General features: G+C 74.0%; 15 protein-coding genes. 10 read left to right on the forward strand and 5 right to left on the reverse strand.

The window, feature by feature from the left end:
• Nucleotides 1-2: 2 nt before the first annotated feature.
• The 5 genes from ASF78_RS02450 to ASF78_RS02470 are packed head-to-tail and all read left to right on the forward strand — an operon-like array spanning nt 3 to nt 10,767.
• Nucleotides 3-1,145, forward strand: a complete 1,143-nt coding sequence (locus ASF78_RS02450; protein WP_056584499.1) for a DUF58 domain-containing protein — start codon at nt 3-5, stop codon at nt 1,143-1,145.
• Between the two features lie 4 nt (nt 1,146-1,149).
• Complete coding sequence (locus ASF78_RS02455; RefSeq protein WP_162243336.1) at nt 1,150-3,498, forward strand: transglutaminase domain-containing protein; 2,349 nt, start codon at nt 1,150-1,152, stop codon at nt 3,496-3,498.
• A gap of 2 nt (nt 3,499-3,500) precedes the next feature.
• Nucleotides 3,501-5,987 (forward strand): YncE family protein, encoded by a 2,487-nt coding sequence (locus ASF78_RS02460; RefSeq protein WP_156374006.1) that lies wholly within the window; start codon nt 3,501-3,503, stop codon nt 5,985-5,987.
• Nucleotides 5,984-8,320, forward strand: coding sequence for a hypothetical protein (locus ASF78_RS02465; RefSeq protein WP_056584509.1), 2,337 nt, complete (start codon nt 5,984-5,986; stop codon nt 8,318-8,320). Before ASF78_RS02460 ends, ASF78_RS02465 begins: the two co-directional genes overlap by 4 nt.
• Nucleotides 8,317-10,767 (forward strand): hypothetical protein, encoded by a 2,451-nt coding sequence (locus tag ASF78_RS02470; protein WP_056584513.1) that lies wholly within the window; start codon nt 8,317-8,319, stop codon nt 10,765-10,767. Before ASF78_RS02465 ends, ASF78_RS02470 begins: the two co-directional genes overlap by 4 nt.
• Here the strand turns inward: ASF78_RS02470 and ASF78_RS02475 are convergent, their stop codons facing one another.
• Both ASF78_RS02475 and ASF78_RS02480 read right to left on the reverse strand, forming a co-directional pair.
• Nucleotides 10,768-12,210, reverse strand: coding sequence for a dynamin family protein (locus ASF78_RS02475; protein ID WP_056584517.1), 1,443 nt, complete (start codon nt 12,208-12,210; stop codon nt 10,768-10,770). It lies immediately after the preceding gene.
• On the reverse strand, nt 12,207-14,012 hold the full coding sequence (locus ASF78_RS02480; protein WP_056584521.1) for a dynamin family protein: 1,806 nt from the start codon (nt 14,010-14,012) through the stop codon (nt 12,207-12,209). Before ASF78_RS02480 ends, ASF78_RS02475 begins: the two co-directional genes overlap by 4 nt.
• 98 nt (nt 14,013-14,110) lie before the next feature.
• Here ASF78_RS02480 and ASF78_RS02485 point away from each other — a divergent pair, with 98 nt between their 5' ends.
• Nucleotides 14,111-14,794 (forward strand): response regulator transcription factor, encoded by a 684-nt coding sequence (locus ASF78_RS02485; protein WP_056584524.1) that lies wholly within the window; start codon nt 14,111-14,113, stop codon nt 14,792-14,794.
• On the opposite strand, the gene ASF78_RS02490 is transcribed toward ASF78_RS02485, so the two are convergent.
• Complete coding sequence (locus ASF78_RS02490) at nt 14,795-16,135, reverse strand: NlpC/P60 family protein (protein WP_056584527.1); 1,341 nt, start codon at nt 16,133-16,135, stop codon at nt 14,795-14,797.
• A 124-nt stretch (nt 16,136-16,259) separates the two neighbouring features.
• On the opposite strand from ASF78_RS02490, the gene ASF78_RS02495 reads away from it, so the two are divergent.
• Nucleotides 16,260-16,823: a DUF4255 domain-containing protein gene (locus ASF78_RS02495; protein WP_056584530.1), complete on the forward strand. Its 564-nt coding sequence runs from the start codon at nt 16,260-16,262 to the stop codon at nt 16,821-16,823.
• A gap of 46 nt (nt 16,824-16,869) precedes the next feature.
• Here the strand turns inward: ASF78_RS02495 and ASF78_RS02500 are convergent, their stop codons facing one another.
• A complete protein-coding gene (locus ASF78_RS02500; protein WP_056584533.1) occupies nt 16,870-20,673 on the reverse strand; it encodes a DUF4157 domain-containing protein in 3,804 nt (1,267 codons plus the stop codon).
• A 4-nt stretch (nt 20,674-20,677) separates the two neighbouring features.
• Nucleotides 20,678-22,609, reverse strand: coding sequence for an ATP-binding protein (locus ASF78_RS02505; protein ID WP_056584536.1), 1,932 nt, complete (start codon nt 22,607-22,609; stop codon nt 20,678-20,680).
• A gap of 170 nt (nt 22,610-22,779) precedes the next feature.
• Here ASF78_RS02505 and ASF78_RS02510 point away from each other — a divergent pair, with 170 nt between their 5' ends.
• The 3 genes from ASF78_RS02510 to ASF78_RS02520 are packed head-to-tail and all read left to right on the forward strand — an operon-like array spanning nt 22,780 to nt 25,226.
• On the forward strand, nt 22,780-24,345 hold the full coding sequence (locus ASF78_RS02510; protein ID WP_235518358.1) for a phage tail sheath subtilisin-like domain-containing protein: 1,566 nt from the start codon (nt 22,780-22,782) through the stop codon (nt 24,343-24,345).
• A gap of 36 nt (nt 24,346-24,381) precedes the next feature.
• Nucleotides 24,382-24,822, forward strand: a complete 441-nt coding sequence (locus tag ASF78_RS02515) for a phage tail protein (RefSeq protein WP_055914089.1) — start codon at nt 24,382-24,384, stop codon at nt 24,820-24,822.
• Nucleotides 24,819-25,226, forward strand: coding sequence for a hypothetical protein (locus tag ASF78_RS02520; RefSeq protein ID WP_056584539.1), 408 nt, complete (start codon nt 24,819-24,821; stop codon nt 25,224-25,226). The genes ASF78_RS02515 and ASF78_RS02520 overlap by 4 nt, the downstream gene beginning before the upstream one ends.
• The last annotated feature ends 31 nt before the right edge of the window (nt 25,227-25,257 follow it).

A 25,257-nucleotide genomic window follows, 5' to 3' on the forward strand; every position in this document is an offset into this window, starting at 1 on the left:
CCGTGATCACCACCTCGGGCAAGGGGGTCGCCGTCGCGGGGGTCCTGCTCCTGCTCGCCGGCTGGTGGCTGGACTACCCGGAGCTGGTCGTCATCGGCCTCGCGTGCGTCCTGGCCCTCGCGATCTCGGCGCTGTGGATGATCTACCGGCCGTCGCTGGACGCCGTCCGTGAGATCCAGCCGCTGCGCGTCCAGGAGGGTGAGCTCGCCCGCGGTGTCGTCACGCTGACGAACACCGCACGTCGGCGCAGCCCGCCGGTCCTGGCGCTCGAGCGGTTCGGGACCCGGACGATCACGCTCCCGCTGCCGAGCCTCGCGCCCGGCGCGTCGCACGCCTCGACCTACCCGCTGCCCACCGACCGCCGCGGCGTGTTCCCGGTGGGCCCCCTGTCGATCGGCCACACCGACCCGCTGCGCCTCATGCGCATCGCGCACGACTACGCCTCGACCGGCGCGCTGACGGTCTACCCGCTGCTCCACGCGGTCGCCGTCCTGCCCAGCGGACGGTCGCAGGACTCCGAGGGTCCGACGTCGTCGAGCGCACCGCGCGGCGGCATCGCGTTCCACAGCCTGCGCGAGTACGAGCCGGGCGACGACCACCGGCTCATCCACGCCAAGGCGAGCGCCCGCACGGGGACGCTCATGGTGCGGCACAACGTCGTGCCCCAGGAGCCGCGCCTGATGATCGTGCTCGACACGTCGGCCGACCCCTACGACGCGCAGTCCTTCGAGGAAGCCGTCCGCGTCGCTGCGTCGCTCGCGGTCGCCGCCGTCGACGGACGCTTCCCGCTCGCGCTGCACACGACGGGCGGTGCGGGGGTCGTGGTCGACCGCACGCGCGACCGCAGCGAGGTCCTCGACCTGCTCGCCCGCGTCGAGCCCTCCGCCGACGACCCGGGTCTCGCGGCCCTGCTCCGGCTGACCCCGCGGGAGGAGGGCGTGTCGCTCGGTGTCGTCACCGGGCAGCCGTCGCCCGAGCAGCGGGCCGCCGTCTCGCGGGCACGCGGACGCTTCCAGATGGTGTCGGTGGCCCAGCTGGGCGAACGGTTCGGGCGGCGGGCCGCGCCGCTCGAGGGGGCGCTCGTCGTGAACGTCGCCACGAGCGCGGACTTCGCCGAGGCCTGGAACTCACAGATCAGGGGTTGACGTGGTGGACAGGGGGCGGTGGCGCGCGACGGTGGGGGTCGTCCTCGAGCTCGTGCTGGCCGCGGCGGGCGTCGGGGTCGCGTGCCTCGCGTTCGGCCCGTACTTCGCCGGGTCGTCCTGGCTGCCGGTGACCCTCGGCGCCGTCGTGGCGGGGGTCGTCCTCGCGGTCGCCGGGGCGGTGTGGCACTGGCCGGCGTGGCTCCTGGCCCCGGTCGGGCTGGTGGGGCTCTTCCTGTACGCCCTGCTCGCCCTGCGCCCCTGGCCGCCGTCGCCGGCGACCACCGCGCAGGACCTGCTCTCCGGCTGGGACCGGATGCTCACGGTCGCGCTGCCCGCCGACCGGGGGCCCGAGGTGCTCGCACTCCCGGTCGCCGCCGCGTTCGTCGCCGCCTACGTCGTCGGGCTGCTCGTGCTGCGGACGTCCGCCGTCGTCACGCTCTGCCTGCCCGCGCTCGGCGTCCTGCTCCTCGCGCTGGCCGTGACCGCTGCTCGGGAGGTCACGCAGCTGCCCGTCACCGTCGGCGTCCTGGCCTGTCTCGCCGCGCTGGTCCTCGTGCGGGCCAACCGCCCCGACCCGGCGGCGGTCGTGAGCCAGGCGGTCGCCGCCGAGCACGCTCGCGACGACGCGCTGGACAAGGCCGTGGGCTCCGACGCGGTCGCGGCCCGACGGACCTCCGCGGTCGGTCGGGTGCTGCTCGGCCTGCCGGGCGTCGCGTTCGTCATCGCGCTGGCTGCCGCGGGTGCGCTGCTGCTGCCGATCGCCGACGGCGACGACCGGGCGGACCCGCGCGACTCCCACGAGGCCGACGTGCAGATCACCGCCGGCCTGTCCCCGCTGGTCGAGCTCAAGCCACAGCTCGTCGGGCCGGCGACGCCGCTCTACCGCGTGACCGTCGAGGGGTCGAGCAACGCTCCCGTGAACCGGGTCCGGCTGGCCGCGCTGGACACGTTCGACGGCGCCCTGTGGAGCCAGTCCGGCACGTTCGTGCTGGCCGGGAGCCAGCTCCCGCACCCGGACGCCCCGTCCGCGGGGAGCGACGTGGTGACGCTCGAGGTCGAGGTGCTCACCGGGCGCAGCCCGTACCTGCCGGTCGTCGGGCAGCCCCTGACGCTGCGCGGGACGACGGCGGCGATCGAGGAGGACTCGGGGTCGCTCGTGCGGGCGACGGCGGACGACGCCGTGGCCGGACCCGTCTCCTACACGCTGACGGCGCGGATCGCGCGAGAGGCCGACATCGACACCGCGGGCCTCGCCGAGGCCGCCGCGCAGCTCAAGGCCCTGCCCGACGTGCCGTCCTGGGTCGCCGACGAGGCGACCAAGGCGAAGGCCGACTGGGAGACGCCGTGGACGCAGCTGTCGGAGCTGCAGAACTACCTGGAGGCACGCCCGTACGCCGCCGACGCCCGGCCCGGCCACTCCTACGGCGCGGTGAAGCGGATGCTGGTGGGCGACGCCACGGAGCCCGGCAACGCCGAGCAGCACGCGTCCGCGTTCGCGATCCTCGCCCGGTCGCTGGGCTACCCCACCCGCGTCGCCGTCGGCTACCTGCTCACCGACGCTGCACGCTCCGGCAACACGTACACGGTCACCGCCACGGACGTGCACGCATGGCCCGAGGTGCTGCTGGACGGCTACGGGTGGGTCGCCTTCGAGCCCACCGACACCGGGAACCTCGCCGGCCCGCAGCCGCCCCGTGACCCGGAGGCCGCCGTCCTGCCCTCCGACGCCGCGGCCGCCCAGCCGGCCCAGCCGGACGCCACCGCCACGGACCAGGCGGGCGAGCAGGGCGGTGCGCTCGCGACGGTCGCGCGCGGGTCCGCCTACGTCGTCGTCGGGCTCGTCCTGCTGGCGCTGCTGCTCCTCGTCGCGATCCTCGTGGCCAAGCGGGTCCGCCGCTCCCGGCGCCGCCACGGTGGCGACGCCGCTGCGCAGGTGGCGGGTGCCTGGCGCGAGACCACGGACCGGCTGCGGGAGATCGGCGTGCCCACGCCGCCCACGTGGACCCCGATCGAGGTCGCGCACCGGGCGACGAGCGACGACCGGGTCGGCGCGGGTGAGGACCTGCCCGCCCTCGCACGGCTCGCGACCGCGGCCGTCTACGCCCCGGCGCCGCCGTCCAGCGGCGTCGCCCGGCAGGCGTGGGAGCTCGAGGAGTCGGTCCGTCAGGAGCTCGCCGCCGGCCTCCCGTTGGCCGTGCGATGGCGGGCGGCCGTGGACCCGCGGCCGCTCCTCGACCCCACGAGCCGATGGGTGCGCCGGTCAGCACCCCCCGAGAGCGCGATCGTGCAGACGCTGTCGCCGTCGCCCGCGGAGGAGCTGGTCGGCGCGGCGGGCGGCTCGCGTCAGGAGTGACGGTGCTGCGCGACTCCCCGACGACCCGTCGCCGTCATCGCCGTCGCCCGGCGGTCGGCGGTGTCGTCGCGTGCGCGCTGGTCGCGGCGCCCCTTGCCCTCGCCGCCCAGCTCGGCACCGACGCACCCGCGGAACGCCACGCGCAGGTCGGCGGCCGCGCGTGGGTGGCCACGCCGGAGCAGGGCACGGTCTCGCTCATCGACGGGGCGTCGCACGAGGTCGTCGCCACGGTCGTCGCGCCGGGCGCGCTGGCGGGCGACGACCTCGCCGTGACGCAGGCGGGGTCCTCGGCGTACGTCGTCGACCGGACGCTCGGCACCGCGTTCCGGGTGGACGGCGCCACGTTCGACGTGGGAGCCCCGGCGGCAGTGGCGGCACCGGGCGGACGCCCGCAGGTGCTGGAGGGCGGCGGTGCGGTGTACCTGGTGGACCCGGTGCGCCGCACCGCGACCCACGCGGACCCCCGGACGCTCGAGCCCGGTCTCGAGCTCTCGCTCGCGGCGGAGCCGGGTGAGGGCCAGTCCGTCGTCGACTCCGGCGGCCGCCTGTGGGTCGTCGACGCCGCCACCGGCTCGCTGACCTGGTTCGACGAGGCGAAGCACGTCGTCGACGGGCTGGCGACGACGGAGTCCCGGCTGGTGCTCGTCGAGGGTCGCGCGGTCCTCGTCGACGTGACCGCGGGACGTGCCGTCGAGCTGGGTCCGGACGGCCAGGAGGGCAGCTGGTCCTGCACCGGCCTGCCACCCGGGTCCGCGGCGCGACTGCTCGGGTCGCTGACGAGCGGGCACGTGTACGCCGCGGTGCCCGACGACGGGACGTTCGTCATCTCGGCGCTCGACCGCGACGACTGCGGCACCGCCGTCGAGCTCGTCGAGCCCGGGACCGCCGACTTCGGGCCCCTCGCCCAGGACGGCCGCTACGTGTTCGTGCCCGACCGGACGACGGGCCACACGTTCGTCGTCGACACCGTCCGCGGCGAGCAGGCCGCGGACGTCCCGCTCACCCGTCCCGGGAACCGGGTCGAGCTCACCACCAAGGACGGCATCGTGTTCTACAACGACCTCGACTCCGAGGTCGCGGGCGTGCTGACCCTCGACGACGGTGCCTGGACGGGCACCCCCGTCGAGAAGTACGACGCGGCGACCGACGAGGGCGTCGCCGTCGTGGGCGGCGGGGACGACGCACCGGGCGCGAGCGACCCCGGCGACGACCCGTCGGTCGTCGAGACGACGTTCGCGCCGGTCCGCGACGGCAGGAGCGCACCCGACGCCCCGACGACCTCGGTCAGCGGGGGCCCGACGATCAGCCGGGTCGACGTGCGGCCCGACCCGGCGGTGCTGGGCAGCCCGGTCACGCTCACACCGGTGGTCCGCGGGGCGTCCGGCGCCGAGTGGGAGTGGACGGTGACGGCGCCTGACGGCACGGTCGCCTGGTCCTCCGACGAGGCGGGCGCACCCACCCTCACGCTCCAGGGCGCGGAGCCCGCGGCGTACGAGCTCACGCTCGTCGTGGTCGACGCCGACGGCCGCCGCGCGACGCTCTCCCGTCCCCTCGACACCGTGCTGGTGCCCACCCCGCGCATCGCGAGCTTCAGCATCGACAACCCGGCACCGGGTCTCGGCGAGGTGACCAACATCAGTGCCGACGAGTCCGGTCTCTCGGGCGCGGAGTCGACGTGGCAGTGGGAGGTGTCCCTCGACGGGGTCCCGCTGCCGTTCCCGGGTCAGCCCGCGCCGGGCGCCCCCCTGCCGCTGCAGTTCCCCTTCGAGGGCGTGTACACGGTGGCGCTCACGGTCACGAGCGGGGAGCTGTCCGACACGGCCTCGGTCCCGGTGACCTACGCCGACCAGTGCGTCCCCGCCCTGGCGAGCCGCCGGTTCGTCGACCTGCGCCAGGACGGAACGGCCACGGTCGACCTCACGGCCGACGACTGCTTCGTCGACACCACGATCGCGCTCGAGCTCCCGCCGTGGCTGTCGTCCTCCACCCCGACCGTCGAGGTCGCCGCCGGCGCGACCGAGGTCGTCGACGACCGGTTCCGCAGCGCCGACGCGACACGGGTGCCGGTGGACCTGGGCGTCGTGGGCCCGCCGCCGTCGGACGGCGTGGTGACCGGCGCGATGACCCTCGTGCTGGGTGACGTCCGCGTGCCGGTCGACGTGCGCGTGAACCTTCCCCCCGCCTGGACGGCCGACCCCACCTGCACCGCACCGGACCCGGTCTCCGGCGACCGCCCCCGCTTCCGCGCCGAGCTGACGGACGCCGACGCGGGTGCGCTGGACGTCCGGCTGACGCTGGACGGGGTGGCCGGCGGACCCGCCGGCGGCTACCGGATGCTGCCGGGTCAGTCGGGGCGCGGGGTCTACGAGCTCACGGGCCCGGCGGACATGCCCGTCGGCGACGCGACGACGTTCTCCGTGCGGGCGACCGACCGGTTCGGGTCCGTGTCCGAGGTCCGCACCGTCCCGGTCGAGGGGTGTGCCGCATGAGCCCGACCCTGGCCAGCCGGTTCCGGGCGGTCACCCGCAGCCGGAACGTGGCTCCCACGCTCGTCACGGTGCTCGTGGCCGCGCCGCTCGTCGCCGCCGTCGTCACAGGTGAGGGCAACCCGATCGACCGGCTGGCGCAGTCCAGCGGGAGCGCCTGGGTGGCGTCGGAGGGCGCCGGGACCGTCACCCTCATCGACGGGCCGTCGGAGGAGGTCGTCGACACGCTCCCGGCGCCGGGTGCCGCCGCGGGCGACGTGCTCTCCGTGGTCCAGCGCGAGGCCTCCGCGCTCGTCTCCAACCAGACCCGCGGCACGCTGGCGCGCGTGGACGGCGCGACGTACGCCGCGGGCACGCCCGTCCTCGTGGCCGACCCCGGCTCCCCCGTCACCGTGCTCCAGGGCGGCGACCAGGCCTATGTCGTCGACCCCGTGCGCCGCACGACCGCGGTCCTCGACGCGGACGCCCTCACGCTGACCGCGACGATCTCCCTGGCCAGCACCCCCGGCTCCGGGCAGTCCGCCGTGGACGACGACGGCCGGCTGTGGGTCGTGGACAGCGAGGGCACCGGGCTGGCGTCGTTCCGTGGGGACGACCGCGTGGTGCGGGCACCCGCCGACGCCCGGGCGCAGGTGATCCTGGTGCGCGGCCGGGCCGTGCTCGCCGACCTCGCGCACGGGCAGCTGGGGACGCTGGGCGGCGACGGTCAGGTCGACCGCTGGTCCTGCCTCGACGTGCGGCCCGACGACACGGTGCAGCTCCTGGGGTCGGACACCGCCGACCGCGTCTACGCCGCCGTCGCGCAGACCGGCAACGTCGTCGTCGCGCGCCTCGACACCGGCGACTGCCAGGGTGTCGTCCGCGTCGCGGAGGAGGCCGGGCACGACTTCGGTCCGATGGTGCAGAGCGACCGGTTCCTGTTCGTGCCGGACCGCACCACCGGCCGCACCACCATCATCGACACCGCCGACTCCACCGTCGTCGACTCGTTCGCGCTGACGCCGCCCGGGAACCGTCTCGAGCTGGCGAGCAAGGACGGGATCGTGTTCTTCAACGACCTCGACGGCGACACGGCGGGGGTGCTCACCTTCGACGGGGAGACCTGGACGCAGGGCGAGGCGCTGCAGAAGTACGCACCGGCGGACGCGTCCTCCCAGCAGGTCGTCGTCCCGCAGGACCAGGAGCCCGCACCGGCGGAGCCCACCCCCGGGACCACCGCCCCGGCACCCGAGCCGACCAGCGAGCCCACCCCGTCGACACCGCCGCCGGCCGGCCCGACGCCGCCCGTCGCCGCCCAGCCCGCACCGCGTGCGGGGAGCGACTCCCCCGGCCCCGGCAGCACACCGACCCCCGGTCCGGCACCGTCGGACGCCCCGCCGGCCCCGCCGTCGGTCGCGTCGCTGACCGCGACGCCCGCGCAGGTCCAGGCCGGGGAACCGGCCACGTTCGAGGCGACGGTCTCGGGCGAGGTCACGTCGTGGAGCTGGCGCATCGCCACGAGCGGCGGCACCGAGCTGGCCACCGCGACGAGCGCGTTCTCGACCGGCTTCACGTTCCCGGCGGACGGGGACCCGAACGTCGTCGTCACCGTGACGGTGTCGGGGCCGGGTGGCTCGTCCGCGCCCCGCCAGCTGGCCCTGACGGTCGCGGGCCCACCCGTGGCCACGCTCACGGTCACGGTGGCCGGGGGCGGGACGATCGACGTGGACGGGTCGCCCTGCTCCGACGTCTGCACGTTCGACCTGACCCCGGGGACGACCGCCGGCCTGTCGATCCCCAGCCGGCAGTTCCCCGCCGTGTTCGACGGGTGGGGTGGCGCGTGCTCCGGGACGGGCGGCTGCGACGTCGTCGTGTCCGAGGACACGGCGGTCACGGCAGCGTTCCACCAGGCCCCCGTCGAACCTGAGGACTGCCTGACCACCGACCGGGCGAACCTCACGATCGTCGACGAGGGCGGCGGCTCCTGGCTGCTGACGGACGGCACGTCGCGCATGTTCATCCTCGACTCGCAGGAGGACGCACAGAACGCGCTGATCGTCGCGCAGCACTACGCGTCCCGCTGCTTCATCGGGCGCCCCGACTCCGAGATGATGTACTGGAACGGCCCGAACGCCGGCGAGCCGGTGCTGAGCCGGACCGACTGCATCTCGCACGACCCTGCTGCGGCCGAGATCATCCGTGACGTGTGGCGGCTCGTCGCCGGCAACTCACTGCTCGCGACGTTCGAGAACGAGGCCGACGCGGGCCGAGGGCTCACCGTCGCCCGCTCGTTCTCCCGGATGTGCTTCGTCGGCCGGGTCTCCCCGCCGGGCGAGATCACCTACTTCCTGCCATGAGGCGCGCCTGGCGTCACCTGCGGCCGCCTGCCCGGGCGGGCACCGCCGCGGTGCTCGCGGCCGTCGTCATCGTCCCGCTCGTCGTCGCGGCCGTCGCCGGCCGCGGACTTCCCGTGGAGTCCCTGCGGCAGAGCAGCGGGAGCGCCTGGGTGGTCTCCCCGGGTGAGGGTCTGCTCTCGCTCATCGACGGGCCGTCCGAGGAGGTCATGGCGTCGGTCCGGCTCCCGTCGGTCGGCGGGCCCTACCGGGTGGAGCAGGCCGGCTCGTCCGCGTACGTCGCCGACGCCGCCGCGGGGACGGTCACGCGCGTCGACGGAGGGACCGGCGAGCTGTCCGACCTCGTGCAGTTCGCGGACGCGGGCTCCGACGTCTCCGTGCTGCACGGCGGCGACACGGTGTTCGTGCTGGACCCGACCGGACGCGCGGCGACGCGGATCGACCCCGAGACGCTGCGGGTCCGGGCCACGCTCTCGACCGCCGCGACACCCGGACCCGACCAGGCCGTCGTCGACGACGCCGGTCGGCTGTGGCTGGTGGACGCCGCAGGCGGCGGCCTGACCTGGTTCGACACCGAGAAGCACGTCGACCTCGACGCCGCGGACAGCGCGACGCGGCTCGTGGTCGTGCAGGGGGAACCGGTGCTGGTCGACCTCGCCGCGGCCCGGATCCGCGCGCTCGACGACCGGGGCCGACCGGGTGCGGAGTCCTGCCTGGACGTCCGCCGCGACGACACGCTGCACCTGCTCGGGTCGCAGACCGACGACGAGGTCTTCGCCGCGGTCTCCCAGACGGGCAACGTCCTGGTCGCGACCGTCGGACGCGACGACTGCGACCGCGTCATCCCCGTGTCCGACGCCTCCGAACCCGACTTCGGCCCGCTCGCGCAGTCCGGGCGGTACGTGTTCGTGCCGGACCGCGCCACGGGCACCACGAGCGTCATCGACACCCGGACCGACACCGTGGCCGCGACGTTCTCGCTCGCCGAACCGGGTCACCAGGTCGAGCTCGTCGCCAAGGACGGCCTCGTCTTCTACAACGACCTCGACGGTGCCACGGCCGGCGTGCTGACCCTCGACGGCGACGCGTGGCGGCAGTCCGAGGCCCTCTCGAAGTACGACCCCAGCACCGGTGAGCCCGCGACCGTCGTCACTCCCGACGACGCACCCGACGTCCCGGTCGCGGGCCCGGCGCCCGCCGCTCCGCAGCCCGCGCCGGCCGCCTCCGACGCACCCGCCCCGCCCTCGACCGCCTCGCCGCCCCCGGCCCGCGGGGCACCTCAGGCGGCGACCAGCCCGAGCACCGCCGATCCGTCACCGCCCCCTGCGCAGCCGGACCTGCCGCCGGTCATCGCCTCGTTGTCCGTCGAGCCGAACCCGCCCACTCTCGGGGCCGCCGCGACGTTCCGTGCCGCGGTCTCCAACACCGACGACGCCACCTGGTCGTGGACCCTGTCCGAGTCCGCAGGACCCGTCCTGACCACCTCGTCGTCCGTGGGGAGCTTCACCGCGACGCTGCCGAGCACCGGGAGCGTCAACCTGCTGCTGTCGCTCACGATCACCGGTCCCGGTGGCACGGCGACCGCGCCCCCGCTGGCCTTCACCGCGGTCGACCCGGACGCGGTCGCGATCACCTCGGTCACGTCCGACGCGCCGTCCTACACCCCAGGTGCCGTGGCCACGGTGACGGCCGCGCTCGCGGGCGGCTCGCCCGGAGCGACGTGGGCGTGGTCGGCGACGGTGGACGGGTCGAACGTCGCCGTCCCCGGGGCGTCGGGTGTCGGGTCGGTCTCCCTGCCCGTCGGGACGGCGGGCACGTGGACCGTGACGGTCGAGGTGACGAGCGGAGCGCGGTCGGCGTCCGGCTCGGTCAGCTTCGTCGTCGGCTTCCCGTGCAACGCGGGCAGCGTCACGGCCGGTCCGCTCGACCTGCTGTCCGGACCGCGTCAGGTCGTCTTCACGGTGCCCTCCGGGTGTACCGGCGAGAGCCACGTCGACCTGGACACCGCTCCGTGGCTCTCCGCCTCACCCGCCTCGCTCAGCCTCTCGGCAGGGCAGACCGCCGAGGTGCTGATCTCCGTCGTCGGGCAGCCGGCGGTCGACGGGCTGAACGCCGGAGCCGTCTACGCGTTCCTCGACGGGGGCAGCGGACCGGGGTGGGACGTGGTGGCGAACAAGGCGCCGGTCCTGGGCGCAACGTCCTGCTCCGTGATCGGCGGCTGGGACGGTCCGGCGTTCTTCGCGTCCTTCGACGACGCGGACGGCGACAGCCTGGTCGTGACGCTGACGATCAACGGGAGCACCTACGACGTCGGCATCATCTCGCCCGGGACCTGGCGGCGCGTCGTCAGCTTCGCGAACGTCGGCACGGCGACCAGCTGGGTGTACGTGGCCCGGGACTCCGGCGGTGCCACGACGACGTTCCACGGCGTCAACGCGGGCTGCTGGTAGTCAGCCGAGGAACCCCTCGCAGGTGCGTCGGACCAGCTCCGCCGCGCGCCGCAGGTCCGGCGTCGCCAGCGGGCTCGACCCGCGCCGCTGCCACCGCCGCAGCGCCTCGATCGCGGCCGTGCGCACGTCGGCGTCCGGGGCGTCCACGTCCAGGCCCAGCCGCTCGCGCGCGGAGGACCCTTCGACGCCCAGCAGCCGCTCGGCGTCCAGGAGCGCGGCGTCGTCGCCGAGGTCCAGCTCGCCCGTGCGCAGGTCACCGAGCAGCCGCAGCTCCGTGAGCTCATGGGCGCCGGCCAGGACGCCCTCGATGCGACGCCGCAGCGCACCCGACTCCGGCACCGGCCGGACCGTCAAAGCGGTCTCGACGGTCCGGACGGCATGCTGCGCCTTCAGCACGTCCGCGCGGCCCATGAACCGCTCCAGGAGCAGCGCGCGGACGTCCTCCAGGCCGCTGAGCCGGCGCAGCGCCGCGGCGAGCGCACCCGCGTCCGGGGCGGAGCCGAGACGGACCAGGCTCACGCACAGCCGGACCCCGAAGAGGCCGAGCACGTCGAGCAGCTCGGCGCGGACCTCCCGTGCCGGGCCGAGCTCCGGCCGTGCGTCGAGGAACCGGTCGGCCGACAGGAGCAGCGAGGTGGGTGCGTCCGCGAGCGAGACGACCGCGGCGTGCTGCCGTTCCTGCAGCCCGGTCGACGCCAGCGCGAGCAGCCCCGACACCGACACCACGGTCTGCACGAGCGCCCGGACCCGCGCGTCGGCGGCGTACTGCGCGGCGATGCGGCCTGCGACCTCGAGCGAGTCCTCGCGGCCGCCCGCGATCTCGTCGGCGCGCGAGAGGATGCCGACCGCGTTGACGGGGGACGTGCCGGCGTCGTGCTCGTCGGACATCGAGCGCAGGAAGCCGACGTCCGCGGTGTGCAGGTGCCGCATCAGGTAGAGGACCGCGTCGGCGCCCGGGGTGGAGTCCACCAGGAACGCCTCGGTCCGCGCCGACACCTCGGCCCGCGCGGAGCCGATGCCGGGCGTGTCGATGAGGGTGAGCCGTTCGAGCCGACCGTTCGGGGTCTCGACGACGAGCTGGGTGACGTCGTCGACGGACAGCGCGCCGAGGTCGATGCGGGTCTGCCCCGCGGTGCGGACGAACGGTACCTGCACAGGTTCCGCGCCGAACGGGTAGGCCCAGGCGCGGGTGGCCGGCCCGTTGACGTAGCTGGTGACGATGCGGGTGCACTCGGTCGCGTCCGTGGCCGCGAGCCGCTCGCCGACGAGCGCGTTGAGCAGGGTCGACTTGCCGGCCTTCACCCGTCCGGCGAACGCGACCCGCAGCGGTCCGTCGAGACGGTCGAGGACGTCCTGGAGCTCGTCGGCCTCGGGCAGGCCGTGGTACGCGTCGCGGGCGTCGGCGAGCAGGGCACGGACCGCCGTCGACGTCGCGCCGCTCACGCGGGCACCGGGAGCAGGTCGGCGAGCAGGACACCCACCTCGCGCTGCAGGCCGCGCAGCGCGTCCAGCTCGGCGTCCAGCTCGGCGCGTCGGGTGGCGCGCGTCTCGTCGTCCCCGGTGAGGGACGTGGACAGCGACTCGGCGGACCGGGTGGCGGTGGTGAACAGCTCGCTCGCGCGGGCGGAGAACGTCTCGCGCAGGCGGCGCTGCAGCCGGCGGACGGCGTCGCGGGTGTCCTTGCGGGCGGCCGTGTCGACCTCTTCCAGGTACCCGGCGACGGCACGGTCGGTGTCCGCGCGCAGCGCCCGCAGCTGGGCCTTCTGGGCGCTCTGCCAGGACTTGCCCGCCAGGACCGTGGACAGGACGAGCGCGGCGGGCAGGACCACGGGGAACGCGAGGCCGAGCACCAGCCCGGCGGCGTGCGTGATCATGGCGCCAGCCGAGCCTCCGCGCAGCGCGACCAGGCCCATGTCGAGCCGGGACGCGGACGCGGATCCGGTCGGTGCGAACGCGATGTCGCGGACGGCCCCGGGTTCGTCACCGCCGAGGTCGAGGCCGCGCCGGAGCTCGGTCGCCGCGGACCCGAACTGCTCGGCGACGGCGTCGGCGACCTGGTCGGCGTGCGAGCGCGCGACGCTCTGGTGGTCGAGCAGCAGCTCGGTGGTGCGCTGCTGCAGCCACGGTCCGAGGTCGGCGGCGAGGCGCGCCGGGGGCATCTGCGCGATCCGCTCCGACGCCTCGCGCCGCAGGGCGCGGATGCGCACCGTCAGGTCGAGCTCGACCTCCGCACCGAGGTCGGCCATCCGGTCGAACAGCACCTGCTGCCAGCGCGAGCCGGCGGTGCGCAGGTCCGAGGCCTGCTCCCGGGCGCGCGCCCACGCCTGGCGCTGCTCCTGGGCGGCCGGGTCCGCGTCGAGGGCGCGCCGCTGCGCGGTGAGCTCGGCGACGAGCTGGCCGACGACGCTGGCTCCCACGGCGGCGGCGGACGCACCGCCGGACCCGGCGACGCGGCTGTGCTCGGCGGCGAGCCGCGCGGTGAGCTGCGGGTACCCCGACTCGAGGAGCAGGTCACGGTCCGCCTCGCGCAGCCCGTGGTGCCGCAGGGGCGCGGACAGCGGGAAGAGGTCGATGCTCAGGCCCGCGGCGCGCAGGTGGTCCGCATCCGCCGCGACGATCCGGCGCCACTGCGGGTACAGGTCGACGCGCGTGACCGCGCCGAGGACGACCGGGCAGAGCGCGGCGGCTTGCGTGAGGAACTCGATCTCGGCGGCGCCGAGCTCCGCTCCCGCATCGGTCACGAAGACGAGGACGTCGGCGACGGCGAGGGCGCGCAGGGCGATGCCGGCGTGCGTGGAGGCGAGCCCGCCACTGATCCCGGGCGTGTCCACCAGCACGAGACCGTCCGCCAGCAGCTCGCGCGGGAGGCGGATCTCCAGGGCTCGGGCCGACGGGCCGGCGTGCCCGGTGGCGACCGTGTCGAGCTCCGCCGCCGCGACGGCCGCGCCGCGGGACGATCCGGGGGTCTCCTCGTCGAGCACGTGCGCCTCGAGCCGCTCGCCGTGGCGCACGTACGTCGGGATGGCGGTGGCGACGTCCGCGTCGGTCGCGCACACCCGCGCCCCGAGCAGCGCGTTGACCAGGGAGCTCTTGCCCTTCTTGAACTCCCCGCAGACGACGACGCGGCACGCGGGATCCGCCAGCCGCGCTTGCGCGACCTCGACCCGCGCCCGCAGGTCGGGTCGGTCGTGCCGGTGCGCGGCCCGGGCGATCGCCTCGAGCACATGCTCCACCTCGCCCCCCATGTCGGCATTGTCCCTGTTCAGCCACCTGCCGGGAAGCCGAGGCGACGCGTTGAGTTCTTGTGGAGCGGTTGTTGAGCCGGCCTGGGCACGCTGTCCGGGTGACGACGACGACGATGCGGCGGCCGACGACGGTCGAGCTCTCCCCGTTCACCGAGCCCGTGCCTCGCGTACGGCTGCGCATCGGGGTCCAGGGCGGTGATCCGCTGACGCGGGCGGGCCTGCGGTCGATGCTCGGCGAGCTGCACGACCTCGAGGCCACGTCCGGCGACGGGCACGTGGACATCGGCCTCGTCGTGCTCGACGCCGTCACCCCGCAGGGCATCGCCGCGCTGCACCAGCTGAGCGCTGTCCCCGGGGTCCGGGTGGTGGTCCTGCTCGGCGAGGTGAGCACGGAGGCGGTCGCGCTGGCCGTCCAGGCCGGGGCGGTGGGGCTGCTGCGCCGGCGTGAGGTCACCGCGGAGAGCCTCGGCCACCTGCTCCGGTCCGTCGCGGCCGGCGAGGCCGTCATCCCGCCGGACCTCCTGGCGGCCCTCATGCCGCGGCCGGGTGCGGCCGGCCCGACGACGACGGCCCCCCGGCTGCTGGCGATGGCAACGCTCACCGACCGGGAGCGCGACGTCCTGCGGATGCTCGGCGACGGGTCGGACACGCGGGAGATCGCGCGCGCGATGAGCTACTCGGAGCGCACCGTGAAGACGATCATCCAGGACATCACGCGTCGGTTCGGCCTGCGTAACCGGTCGCACGCCGTCGCGTACGCGGTGCGGCAGGGGCTGATCTGACTAGGTGCCGACGATGTCGTCGGTCGACGGCACCAGCGGGTTGCTGAGCGGGTCGGCCAGGTCGTAGCCGGCGCCGTACTCCGCCTTGTCGGTGAACCCGTCGGCGTCGGAGTCGGTGCCGAAGGGGTCGGAGCGCAACGCTTGCTCCAGTGCGTCGTCGAGGGTGTCACCGTCGCTGTCGAGCCCGCCCGGTGCGGCGCCGTCGAGGGTCCCGTCACCGTCCGAGTCGGCCGCGAGCGGGTTGGTGCCGAGCCCGAGCTCGACGGAGTCGCCGATGAGGTCACCGTCGGAGTCGCCGGTCGCGGCCTGGGTCCCGGTGACGAGCAGCTCGTAGCCGTCGGAGATCCCGTCGCCGTCGCTGTCGACGAGGAAGAGGTCGAGGCCGAGCTTGGCCTCCAGGACGTCGGTGATGCCGTCGCCGTCGGTGTCCAGTCCGGGGTCGACGGGCGCCTCGATGCCGGTGCCGTCGGAGATGCCGGGGATGACGGCGGCGAACTGGAACCGGCGCTCGCTGGCCTCCCCGAACAGCACGCCCTTGGTGGGGTTCATCGCCTCGATGGTGCGGCCGTCGCCCATGCTGATGGCGACGTGCGCGTTCCCCGGCCTGCTGCTCTCACCCGGCTGGGGCTCCCACGGGAAGTTGAAGAGCAGGGCTCCGGGGGTGTCGATGGCCTCCTCGACGGGCACGACGAGGCCGAGCTCCTTGAGCTCGAGGTACTGCCGCCAGGACGCGTGCGGGAGGTCGACACCGACCCGCCCGGCGGCCCAGCTCACCAGCCCCGAGCAGTCGAACGTGTCCGGGTCCGCGTCGTCGATGTTGACGTCCGCGCCGAACACGTAGGTGTCCCCCGCCTGCGCCGTGGCCGCGTCGAGGAACTGCTGCAGCGCCCCGCTCTGCTGCCACTCGCCGGCGTCCGTCCCGCCGCCGACTCCCCCGGCGGGCGTGACGTCGCCGTACCCGTCGGTCCCCGCCCACGAGCCGCCGACGGGATCGCCGTTGAGCTGCGCCGCGACCTCGGCCTCCGTGCGGTAGCTCAGGTACCGCGCCCCGGCTCCTCCGTGCGTGACGGTCCAGGGCGAGATGTCGGCGCCGCCGCCGGACACGTCGAACGCAGCCTTCGCGTTGGCCAGGGGGTCGGACAGGTCGACGCCCTGCAGGCTGGGGTGCGCCGAGACGTTGATCTGCCACAGCCCGCGGGAGTCCTCCCCGACGGCGTTGTGGGCGCCGGTCTCCCCACCGGACTCCGCCAGGGCGATCGCGGTCATGGTCGCGGCCTCGTCGGGCTCGAACCCGGCGAGGCGGGCGAACCTGTAGATCTCCCGCGCCTCCAGAACGCTCACCCGTCCAGGCTAGGCCGGTCCCCCGGAGGAGTGAACGGGAGCCGCGGGTGGTCTTGCCTGCCCCTTCGGGCACCGCCGCCCGCGCACCGTGTCGCCCGGGCGGCGCCCGGCGGACGATGGAGCGATGATCTCCGACGTCGACGCGTCCCTCAGCGCGCTGCTGCGCGAGGAGGTCCTGCGCGGGCAGAGCGCCGACATCGTGTTCGACGCCCCCACCACCGAGTGGGCCGCCCGCCGCAACGGTCCCGTGGTCGACGTGTTCATGTACGACATCCGCGAGGACGTCGAGCGCCGCGACGCCGCCGCGCAACCGGTGCGCGACCAGCGGGGCCGGATCACCGGCCACCGGCCCGGTCCGCGGTACTTCCGGCTCTCCTACCTGCTCACCGCGTGGACCAGCCGCCCGGAGGACGAGCACCACCTGCTCGGGCAGATGCTGGAGAACCTCGTGCGGTTCGACCGCATCCCCGCCGTGCACCTGTCCGGGCGCTTGGCCGACGAGCAGGTCGTGCTGCAGGTGGCGCTGCCCCCGGGTGAGGACCGCTCGCTGACCGACCTGTGGAGCGCGCTCGGCGGCGAGATGAAGCCGTCGCTGGACGTCGTGCTCATCGCCCCGCTGCAGCCGGCGAAGGAGTTCGTCGCCGGTCCGCCCGTGCGCGAGCGGGACCTGCGGGTCGTCGAGCGCTGAGCGCCGGCCGGCGGAAGGACGATCGGGGCAGGTGGGTTCCGCCCCGCTACGAGGACCAGCCGAGCTTCTCGCCGAGCCGGGCGGAGATGGCGGCGATCTCCAGCCGGCGCGGCGTGAGCGAGCCGCCCGCGTCGAGTCCGGCGATCTGCCAGGTCGCCGCCGCGAGCTGGCCGAGCCCGGACTCGGCGATCTCCTCGTCGGACCACTCCGTGCTGAACGAGCGCAGGTCCTGCTTCCAGATCTCGAGCTGCTCCTCGAAGATCTGCTTGAACGCCTTGGTCTGGCCGGCCCGCTGCGCCATCGCGGTGCACGCGGTCTTCAGGTATTCCAGGTCCTCCTCCGGGATCCGGGCCTGCCGACGGTAGGTCCCCGTCGCGGCGAGCACGAACGTCGTGGCGGCCGCGTCCGGTCCGAGCTGACGCCTGGCGTCGTTGATCGCTTCGACGAGCCAGGTGACGCACGAGATGCACGGTGTGCGGTTGATCATCAGGGTCACCGTCGACCGGCCGTCGGGTCCGCGGTTTCTCGCGGCCGCGATCGCGTCGGTCCACGTCGAGCTGCGGACCAGGCCTTCCTCGGCGTGCACACCCCCACCGCTCGAGCTGAGCTCGCCGATCCGCGCGCCGTTGACCGCGACCGCGGCGTAGGACGCCATGCTCGCGCGGGACAGGGCCGCCTTGAGCTCGTCCAGCTCCGCGTCGGTGTCGAGCGACTCCGCCGAGAAGATCTGGTCCCACCTGATGCGGCGCAGCTCCGGCGGGCTCGCGGAGGCCTCGATCGCGACGTCCATCGTGGTCGCGTCGGCGACGTGCACCTGCAGGCCTGTCAGGCCGCTCGGCCGGTTCGTGTTCAGGGTGGCCGCGAGGTAGGCGTGCAGGCTGCTGACGTCGTTGATGTCCCCCGCCGTCATGCGCGCCTCGACCAGGTCCAGGACGCGGCGCTTGATCTCCTCCGGCGGCAGCCCCGTGGGTATGGCGCCGTCCGCCGCCACGGGCTCGGGTTCCGGCTCCGGAGCCGCAGGGTCGGTCGGGGCTCCGCCGGTCAGCGCGTCGAGTGCCGCGCGGCCCAGCGCCATCGCCTGGTCGAACAGCCAGTCGAGCGCCTGGTCCACCAGCTCGCGCAGGCCGACGATGATCTCCTGCACCTTCTCGGGCACGTTGCCCAGACCCACCTGGTTGGCCAGGAAGCCGATCGCGACGGGCACCGCGCTGGCCAGCCCGCGCTCGAGCATCGCCGCACCCGGCGCGACGTCCCCGCGGGCGACGGACGCGATGGTCGAGACGTAACCGTCGACGATCTCGAGCAGCTCGCGGAAGTAGTCGATGGCGGACTGGACCGCGTCGAAGAACGCGATGGTCCCGTTGATGACGGCCATGACGCCCGTCGGGTCCAGCATGGAGAGCAGCCGCGTGACGACGCGCTCGACGATCTCCCGCATGATCCAGTCGCGGGCCGTGGTCAGCACCGTCTCCCACAGGTTGCCGAGCTGGCCCTGGATGAACTCCCAGACCGCGGTGATGCCGCGCTCCTGCACGTCCTTGATGAAGGTCCACGCCCCGGTGAGGTGGTCCAGCGCCCCGCGGATCTGCTCGACGCGCTCCGGCCCGATGCGCTCCCCCAGCTTCGTCCAGAGGGTCTCGGTCGTCACACCCAGCACCTGGATGACCAGCGTGATGATGTTCTCGACGGACAGCGACGTCGGGGGCTCGATGCCCAGCCCGCGCAGGCCACGGAACAACCAGCCGCTCAGGCCCTCGAGCAGGTAGCCCGCGATGTTGCCGAAGAACCCCTCGAAGCCGGACTTCATCGCGGCCACGATGTTGACCAGGAACCCGACGGGGTCGTTCATGATGTCGTCGATCGCGGCGGTGGCGTTCGCGATGATGTTCCCGAGCAGCTCGGACGGGAAGTTCATCAGCTGCAGGATCAGCGTGATGACCGTCTGGATGACGACGCCGACGAACTCCGCGATCCGGTTCAGGGGGTCCCCGAACGCCGCGACGATGCGGTCGAACGTCTCGATCGGCGACAGCAGGCTCTCCAGGGTCACCGTGTTCCAGATCCCCAGGAACGTCCCGGTGATCAGGTCCCACGAGATGTTCAGGCGCGTCATCGCCGACTCGATCGTCGCGGCCGCGTCGCCGATGACACCCGACTCCGCGAGCTCGTCGTACATCGCCTCGCCGCCGGGCAGCAGCGTGATGAACCCCTTGATGAGGTTCTCCGCGGTGCGGGGGACGGCCTCGTCGGTGAACGGGTTCCGTTCGAGGATCACGGTGAGCAGGTGGAAGCCGGGGACCTTGTGCGCGTGCTCGCTGGCCCACCCCAGGAGCGACTTCTTCACCAGCTCCAGGACCTTGAGCAGGATGGTCGACGCGAACGCCCCGACGTCCTGCAGCAGGGTGAAGGCGCGGTCCGCCAGTGACGTGATGTTCTCGATGAGGTTCGGCAGGTTCTCCGGGCTGATCGCCGCCCACGCGTCCGCGAACAGCGCACCCGTGCGGCTGAGCAGGTCCGTGAACACGGCCCACTGCTGGTCGAGCCAGTCCGCGGTCTCCTGGAGCGTGCCGCGCTCGGTCATCTGCGCGAGGACCTCGTCGCGGCCCGCGAGCCTGAGGAAGTCCCCGAGGATCTCCACGGTCGGCGCGCTGACGTCCTCGTCGCGCAGCGGGTCGTGGTGGAACACCTTCGTGGCGAGGTTCCAGTACGGCGCGATCTCGGGGCGCTGCAGGAACGGCTCGGCGACGTCGGCGGCGACCTCGCGGACCTTCGCGACGACCGCGTCGATGACGTCCGAGACGAACGCGCGGATGTCGGCGACGATCGCGTCCACGTAGCGCTCGACGATCGCGACGTTGCCGTCGATCCCCTCGAGAACCCCCATCTCGTCCCAGGCCGACGAGATGTCGCTGCCGATCCGCGAGAGCGTGAGGTTGTGCGCCGCGAGCGCGTCCATGAGGAGCGTGACGATGTCGCCCAGGACGTCGATGGTCTGCAGCAGGGGTCCGACGGCGGCGCCGAACGGTCCGAACGTGAGGAGCTTCTCGACGAACTCGGTGCGGCTCACCGTGGCGGGCTCGTCGGTGAGCGGGTCCTTGCCGGTGATGACGGTCAGCAGGGTGTAGCCGGGGATCTCCTGGGCGGCGGACGTGACGCCGTCGATGATCCAGTCGGGGATGAGGTCGGTGACCTCGAGGTCCCGGTAGACCGCGACGGCCTGCTGCTGCACGACGTGGGTCGCCTCGTGGGCCATGAGCTCGAGGTCCGCGGCTGACTCCCCCTCGCCGAGGAAGATGTCCGCGCCGACGGTGAACGCCCGGGCGTGCAGCTCGGCGGCGGCGGCGCCGACCTCCGGCCCCTGGTGCACACGCACGGCTCCGAGGTCCGCGCCGAGGTGCGGCTCGACCTTCGCCTGGACCGCGGGGTCCATCGGGGCACCCGCTCCGGGGCTCGCGAGGAGCGAGGAGACCGCGGTGGACACCTCGACGGTCCCGCCCGCGGCGACGTCTGCGGCGGGCGCGGGAGCGTCGTCGCCGGCGCGCGCCACGGCAGGGCCGGGGGTCCGCGCGAGCGCCGCCGGCGGTGCCGCACCGTGCGCGACCCGGGAGGCGAGCGCCTCGGCCTCCCGTTCGGCGGGGTCGTGCGGGTGCGAGACGGCGAGCGTCGACCGTGCGATCCGGTTTCCGGCGGTGCCCACGAGGTCCGCCCGCGCGACTCCTCCGTCGCGGGCCAGCCGGGCGGTCCCCGCGTTCGAGGTCGGCACGCCACCGCGGGCGAGCGTCGGTGGTCGGGCCCGGCCGCGCGCCGCCGTCCCCGGTTCCCGGGCGAGCGTGTCCCGCGTCGCCGGCATCGGGTCAGCGTCCCGATCGGACGACGTCGAAGTACCGGGCGAACTCGCTCTCGGTGGACAGGTGGCCCAGCTTGACGAACTCGCGCTGCATCGCGAGCACGAGCCGTTCCATGGTGATGGGACCGCCCTCGTCCGCGGCGGCGAACGCCGCGCCGAGCGCCGCGTTGCGGATGACCCCGCCGGTCACCTTGAACTGGCGCGCGAGGAAGTCGAGATCGAGGTCCTCCACGGGCGCCCCCGGCGGGAAGACGAGCTGCCAGATGCGACGGCGCTGCTCCTCGTCGGGTGCGAGGACGTTGACCGCGACACCGATGCGGCGCAGGAACGCGTCGTCGATGTTGCGCTGCAGGTTGGTGGCCAGGACCACGAGCCCGTCGAACGTCTCCAGCCGCTGCAGGAGGTAGGCGACCTCGATGTTGGCGTAGCGGTCGTGGGCCGACGACACCTCGGACCGCTTCCCGAACAGGGCGTCCGCCTCGTCGAAGAACAGCACGACGTCGCCCGCTCCGGCCGCCGCGAAGATGCGTTCGAGGTTCTTCTCGGTCTCCCCGATGTACTTGCTGACGACCGACGACAGGTCCACCTTGTACAGGTCGAGGCCGAGCTCGCGCGCGACGACCTCCGCCGCGAGCGTCTTGCCGGTGCCCGACGGTCCGGCGAACAGCGCGACGACACCGCTGGACGGGATCGCCGGGAACCCCCACTCGCCGAACACCGTCCGGCGCCGCCGGTACCGCGCCACCAGCTCGCGCAGCTGCGACTTCTGCGCGTCGGGCAGCACCAGGTCGTCCCATCCGCGCTGCGCGCGCACCCGCACGGCGAGCCCGTCGAGGTGCCCGCCCGCGAGCCTGCGCAGGTTCGCCTGCACCGCGGCCGGGTCCGCGCCGTCGCCACCCGCGACGAGCCGCAGCTGCTCACGCGTCAGGCGGGCGCCGCCCGAGTCGGTCGAGCCCGTCCGGGCCAGCCAGTCCTCCGGACCCGCCTCGCCGTCGAGGACGTGCACCTCACGCCAGCGCCGCTCGGGCAGCGCCTCGAGGGGCAGCTCGCGGGGTGACGAGAGCGCGAACGTGAGGTGCGGTGCGGCCTCGATGCGCGCCGCCGCGAGGGGGTCGGGCGGCCCGGTGACCTCGAGCAGCACCGCGCACCCGGCGACCGTCGCCTCGCGGACGACGGCCGCCCACTCCGTCGGGGACTGCGGGACGGAGGTCGCGAGCAGCGGGCGGCCCGCGAGCTCGGCACCCACCGCGCGGCGTCGGCTCTCGGCGTCGGCGCCGTGCACGAGCAGCAGGGCAGGTGGGGGTGGCCGGCGTCCGCGACCGCGCCGCTCCGCCGGCACGCGGCGGGTGCGCGCGGGCAGGTCGGGGTCGAGCGCGTCGACCCCCAGCACCGCCCAGACGAGCCGGGGCACCACCCCGCACATCCGGACCGCCCACGGGCCGGTGTCCTCCACGGTGACGAGCTCGGCCACGCGCAGGGGCGACCCGGGCGCCGCCGTCGGTGGCCCGGCCGGCCCGAGGATCCGGGCGAGCAGCGCGAGGGTGGTCCGCGGCAGCTGGACCGAGTCCTGCACGTAGGCGACCACCCGCTGGCGCTGGGGGTTCAGCTCCACCGCCGTGAGCAGGGCGAGCGCCTCCACGTCGGTCACCGTCAGACCGGCGTGCCTGCACACCCGCGCGAGGGCGTCGTCGCTCTGCGCCGCCCAGGCCGCGAGCGCGAGGCGTGCCCGGACGACCACGGGCGCGAACCGGTCGCGTACGGGTGCGGCCGCCTCGGGGTCGGGGCCGTCCAGCCCGGGCAGGGAGCGCAGGATCGCGTCGAGGTCCTCGTCGTCGACGTACATGCCGGCGAAGTCGCGCGGCGGCACCCCGGACACGACGCGGCACAGTGCTGCCTCCCGCTGCAGCACCAGGTCCGCGAAGCGCTCCCAGGGCGTCACCTCCCTGTCGTAGCGCAGAAGTGCGGACGGCGGGCGGACCTGGGCGCCGCTCTCACTGACGTGTGCGCGATCGGGCAGGCGACGCGGCGCGATGGCGCGGCGCCTGGCCCCTGTCCGTGGCGACCCTGCGGGCAGACGCTGGACCACACACGTCGACGGAGGGGAACGCCATGGCCACGCTGAGCAGCATCCGGTCGCCCGGTGTCTACATCCAGGAGCTGCCGGCCGGCTCGCGGCCCATCGAGGGGGTCGGGACGGCCATCGCGGCCTTCGTCGGCATCACCGCCGACGGGCCGTACGACCAGGCGATCAAGGTCGCCAACTGGGGGCAGTACACCGCGACCTTCGGGACGTGGGTCGAGGGTGCGTACCTGCCGAACGCGGTCTACCAGTACTTCAACAACGGTGGCGGTGCGGCGTACATCACGCGCATCGGGTCGCTGAGCTCCGACGAGGGGGCCCGCGCGAGCGCCGAGCTGACCAGCGCGCTGAAGGCCGGCCAGGGCGTGTACCGCGTCGAGGCGAAGGAGCCCGGTGGGTCCGGTGACACGATCACGGTGACGGTCGAGCCGAAGCACGAGCAGGAGCCGCCGCCGGAGGGCGAGCAGGCGCCGCCGGCCGAGGAGGTCTTCACGCTCGTCGTGCAGCGCGGCGACACCGTCGAGCGCTACGAGGGCGTGACCCCCCGCAAGGGCGGCAACAACGTGGTGAGCGCGCTGGCCGAGTCGGCGCTCGTGCAGATCAGCGAGATCGGTGGCTCCTCGATCGTGGAGCGGGTCCCGACCGCGGGGCAGCTGGTGCTCTCGGGCGGGGCGTCGCTGCCGGCTCGGCTCACCCCGGACGACTACCTCGGGGACGTCACGGCCCGGTCCGGCATCGCAGGGCTGGAGGCGCTGGACGACGTGACGATCGTCGCCGTCCCCGACCTGGTGGCGGCGTACGAGGCGGGGCAGATCGACGCCGACGGGTTCAAGGCGGTGCAGGGCGCGCTCATCACGCACTGCGAGACGCAGAAGGACCGGGTCGCCATCCTCGACACCCCGCGGGGCCTGAACGCCCAGCAGGTGCTCGAGTGGGTCAAGGAGAAGACGCGGTTCTCCTCGGCGTACGCGACGACGTACTGGCCGTGGCTGTCCTTCTGGGACCCGCTGGCCGGACGGGCGCGGCTGTTCCCGCCGAGCGGTGCGCTCGCGGGCATCTGGGGTCGCAACGACGACACGCGGGGCGTGCACAAGGCACCGGCGAACGAGGTGGTCGCCGGGGCGCTGGACGTCGAGCTGAACATCACGCGCGTCGAGCACGACGACCTCAACCCGGCGGGCATCAACGTGATCCGGGCGTTCCCGGGCCGGGGCATCACGGTGTGGGGTGCGCGGACGCTGTCCGACGACACGACCTGGCGCTACATCAACGTCCGGCGCCTCTTCAACTACATCGAGTCGTCCGTGCTGCGCGGGACCCAGTGGGCGGTGTTCGAGCCGAACGACCTGGACCTGTGGCAGCGGATCAAGCGCACGGTCAACGGGTTCCTGATGGGGCTGTGGCGCGACGGTGCCCTCTTCGGCGCGACGCCCGACCAGGCGTTCTACGTGAAGTGCGACGAGGAGACGAACCCGCCGGACGTCGTGGACGCCGGGTTCGTGGTCATCGAGATCGGCATCGCACCCGTGAAGCCGGCCGAGTTCGTCGTGTTCCGGGTGAGCCAGCTGCCGACCGGCGGCGCGGTCCAAGAGTGAGTCGTGTAGGTCCAGTGACAGCGAAAGGACGACACCATGCCCATCGGTGAGGACGCACTCGCGAACTACGCCTGGCAGATCGAGGTCGACGGCATCACGCTCGCGCAGTTCAAGGAGGTCTCGGGCCTGAGCATCGAGGTCTCCGTGATCGAGCACCAGGAGAACAAGCCCAAGGGCATCCCGGTGATGAAGAAGCTGCCCGCGGCGCAGAAGTTCAGCGACATCACGCTCAAGCGCGGCATGACCACCGACAAGGGGTGGTGGGCCTGGGTCAAGGAGGTCCAGGAGGGCAAGATCGACAAGGCGCGCCGGGGTGCCGCGATCGTGCTCTACGACTACGAGCGCGGCGAGAAGATGCGCTTCAACATCACCAACGCCTGGCCGTCGAAGATCAGCATCGGCTCGCTGCAGGCGGGTGGCTCCGAGGTCACCGTGGAGGAGGTCACGCTCGTCCACGAAGGCCTCGCGGTGGCGTGAGCACCTCCGTGTCGGTCGGGGCGCACCCCGAGGTGCTCCAGACCGAGTTCAGCTTCGAGCTGCCCATCGGCTACGAGGACGACGAGGGCAGGGTGCACCGGTCGGGCGCGATGCGCCTGGCCCGGGCGCGCGACGAGATCGTCCCGTTGCGGGACCCGCGCGTGCGGGACAACGAGGCGTACCTGACCGTGCTTCTGCTGGCGCGCACGATCACGCACCTCGGGGACATCACGTCGATCACGCCGGCCGTCGTGGAGAACCTGTTCACGCCGGATCTCGCGTTCCTGCAGGACCTCTACCGCCGGATCAACTCCGAGGGGCACACGACCGCGTCGGTGACGTGCCCCTCCTGCCACGAGGAGTTCGCCGTCGACCTGGCGGGTGGTCCGCCGGGGGAATCCTGACGTACGCGACCGCTGACCTGCTGGACGAGGT

Origin of the sequence: Cellulomonas sp. Leaf334 (assembly GCF_001424195.1) — a bacterium.
Classification (GTDB): domain Bacteria; phylum Actinomycetota; class Actinomycetes; order Actinomycetales; family Cellulomonadaceae; genus Cellulomonas.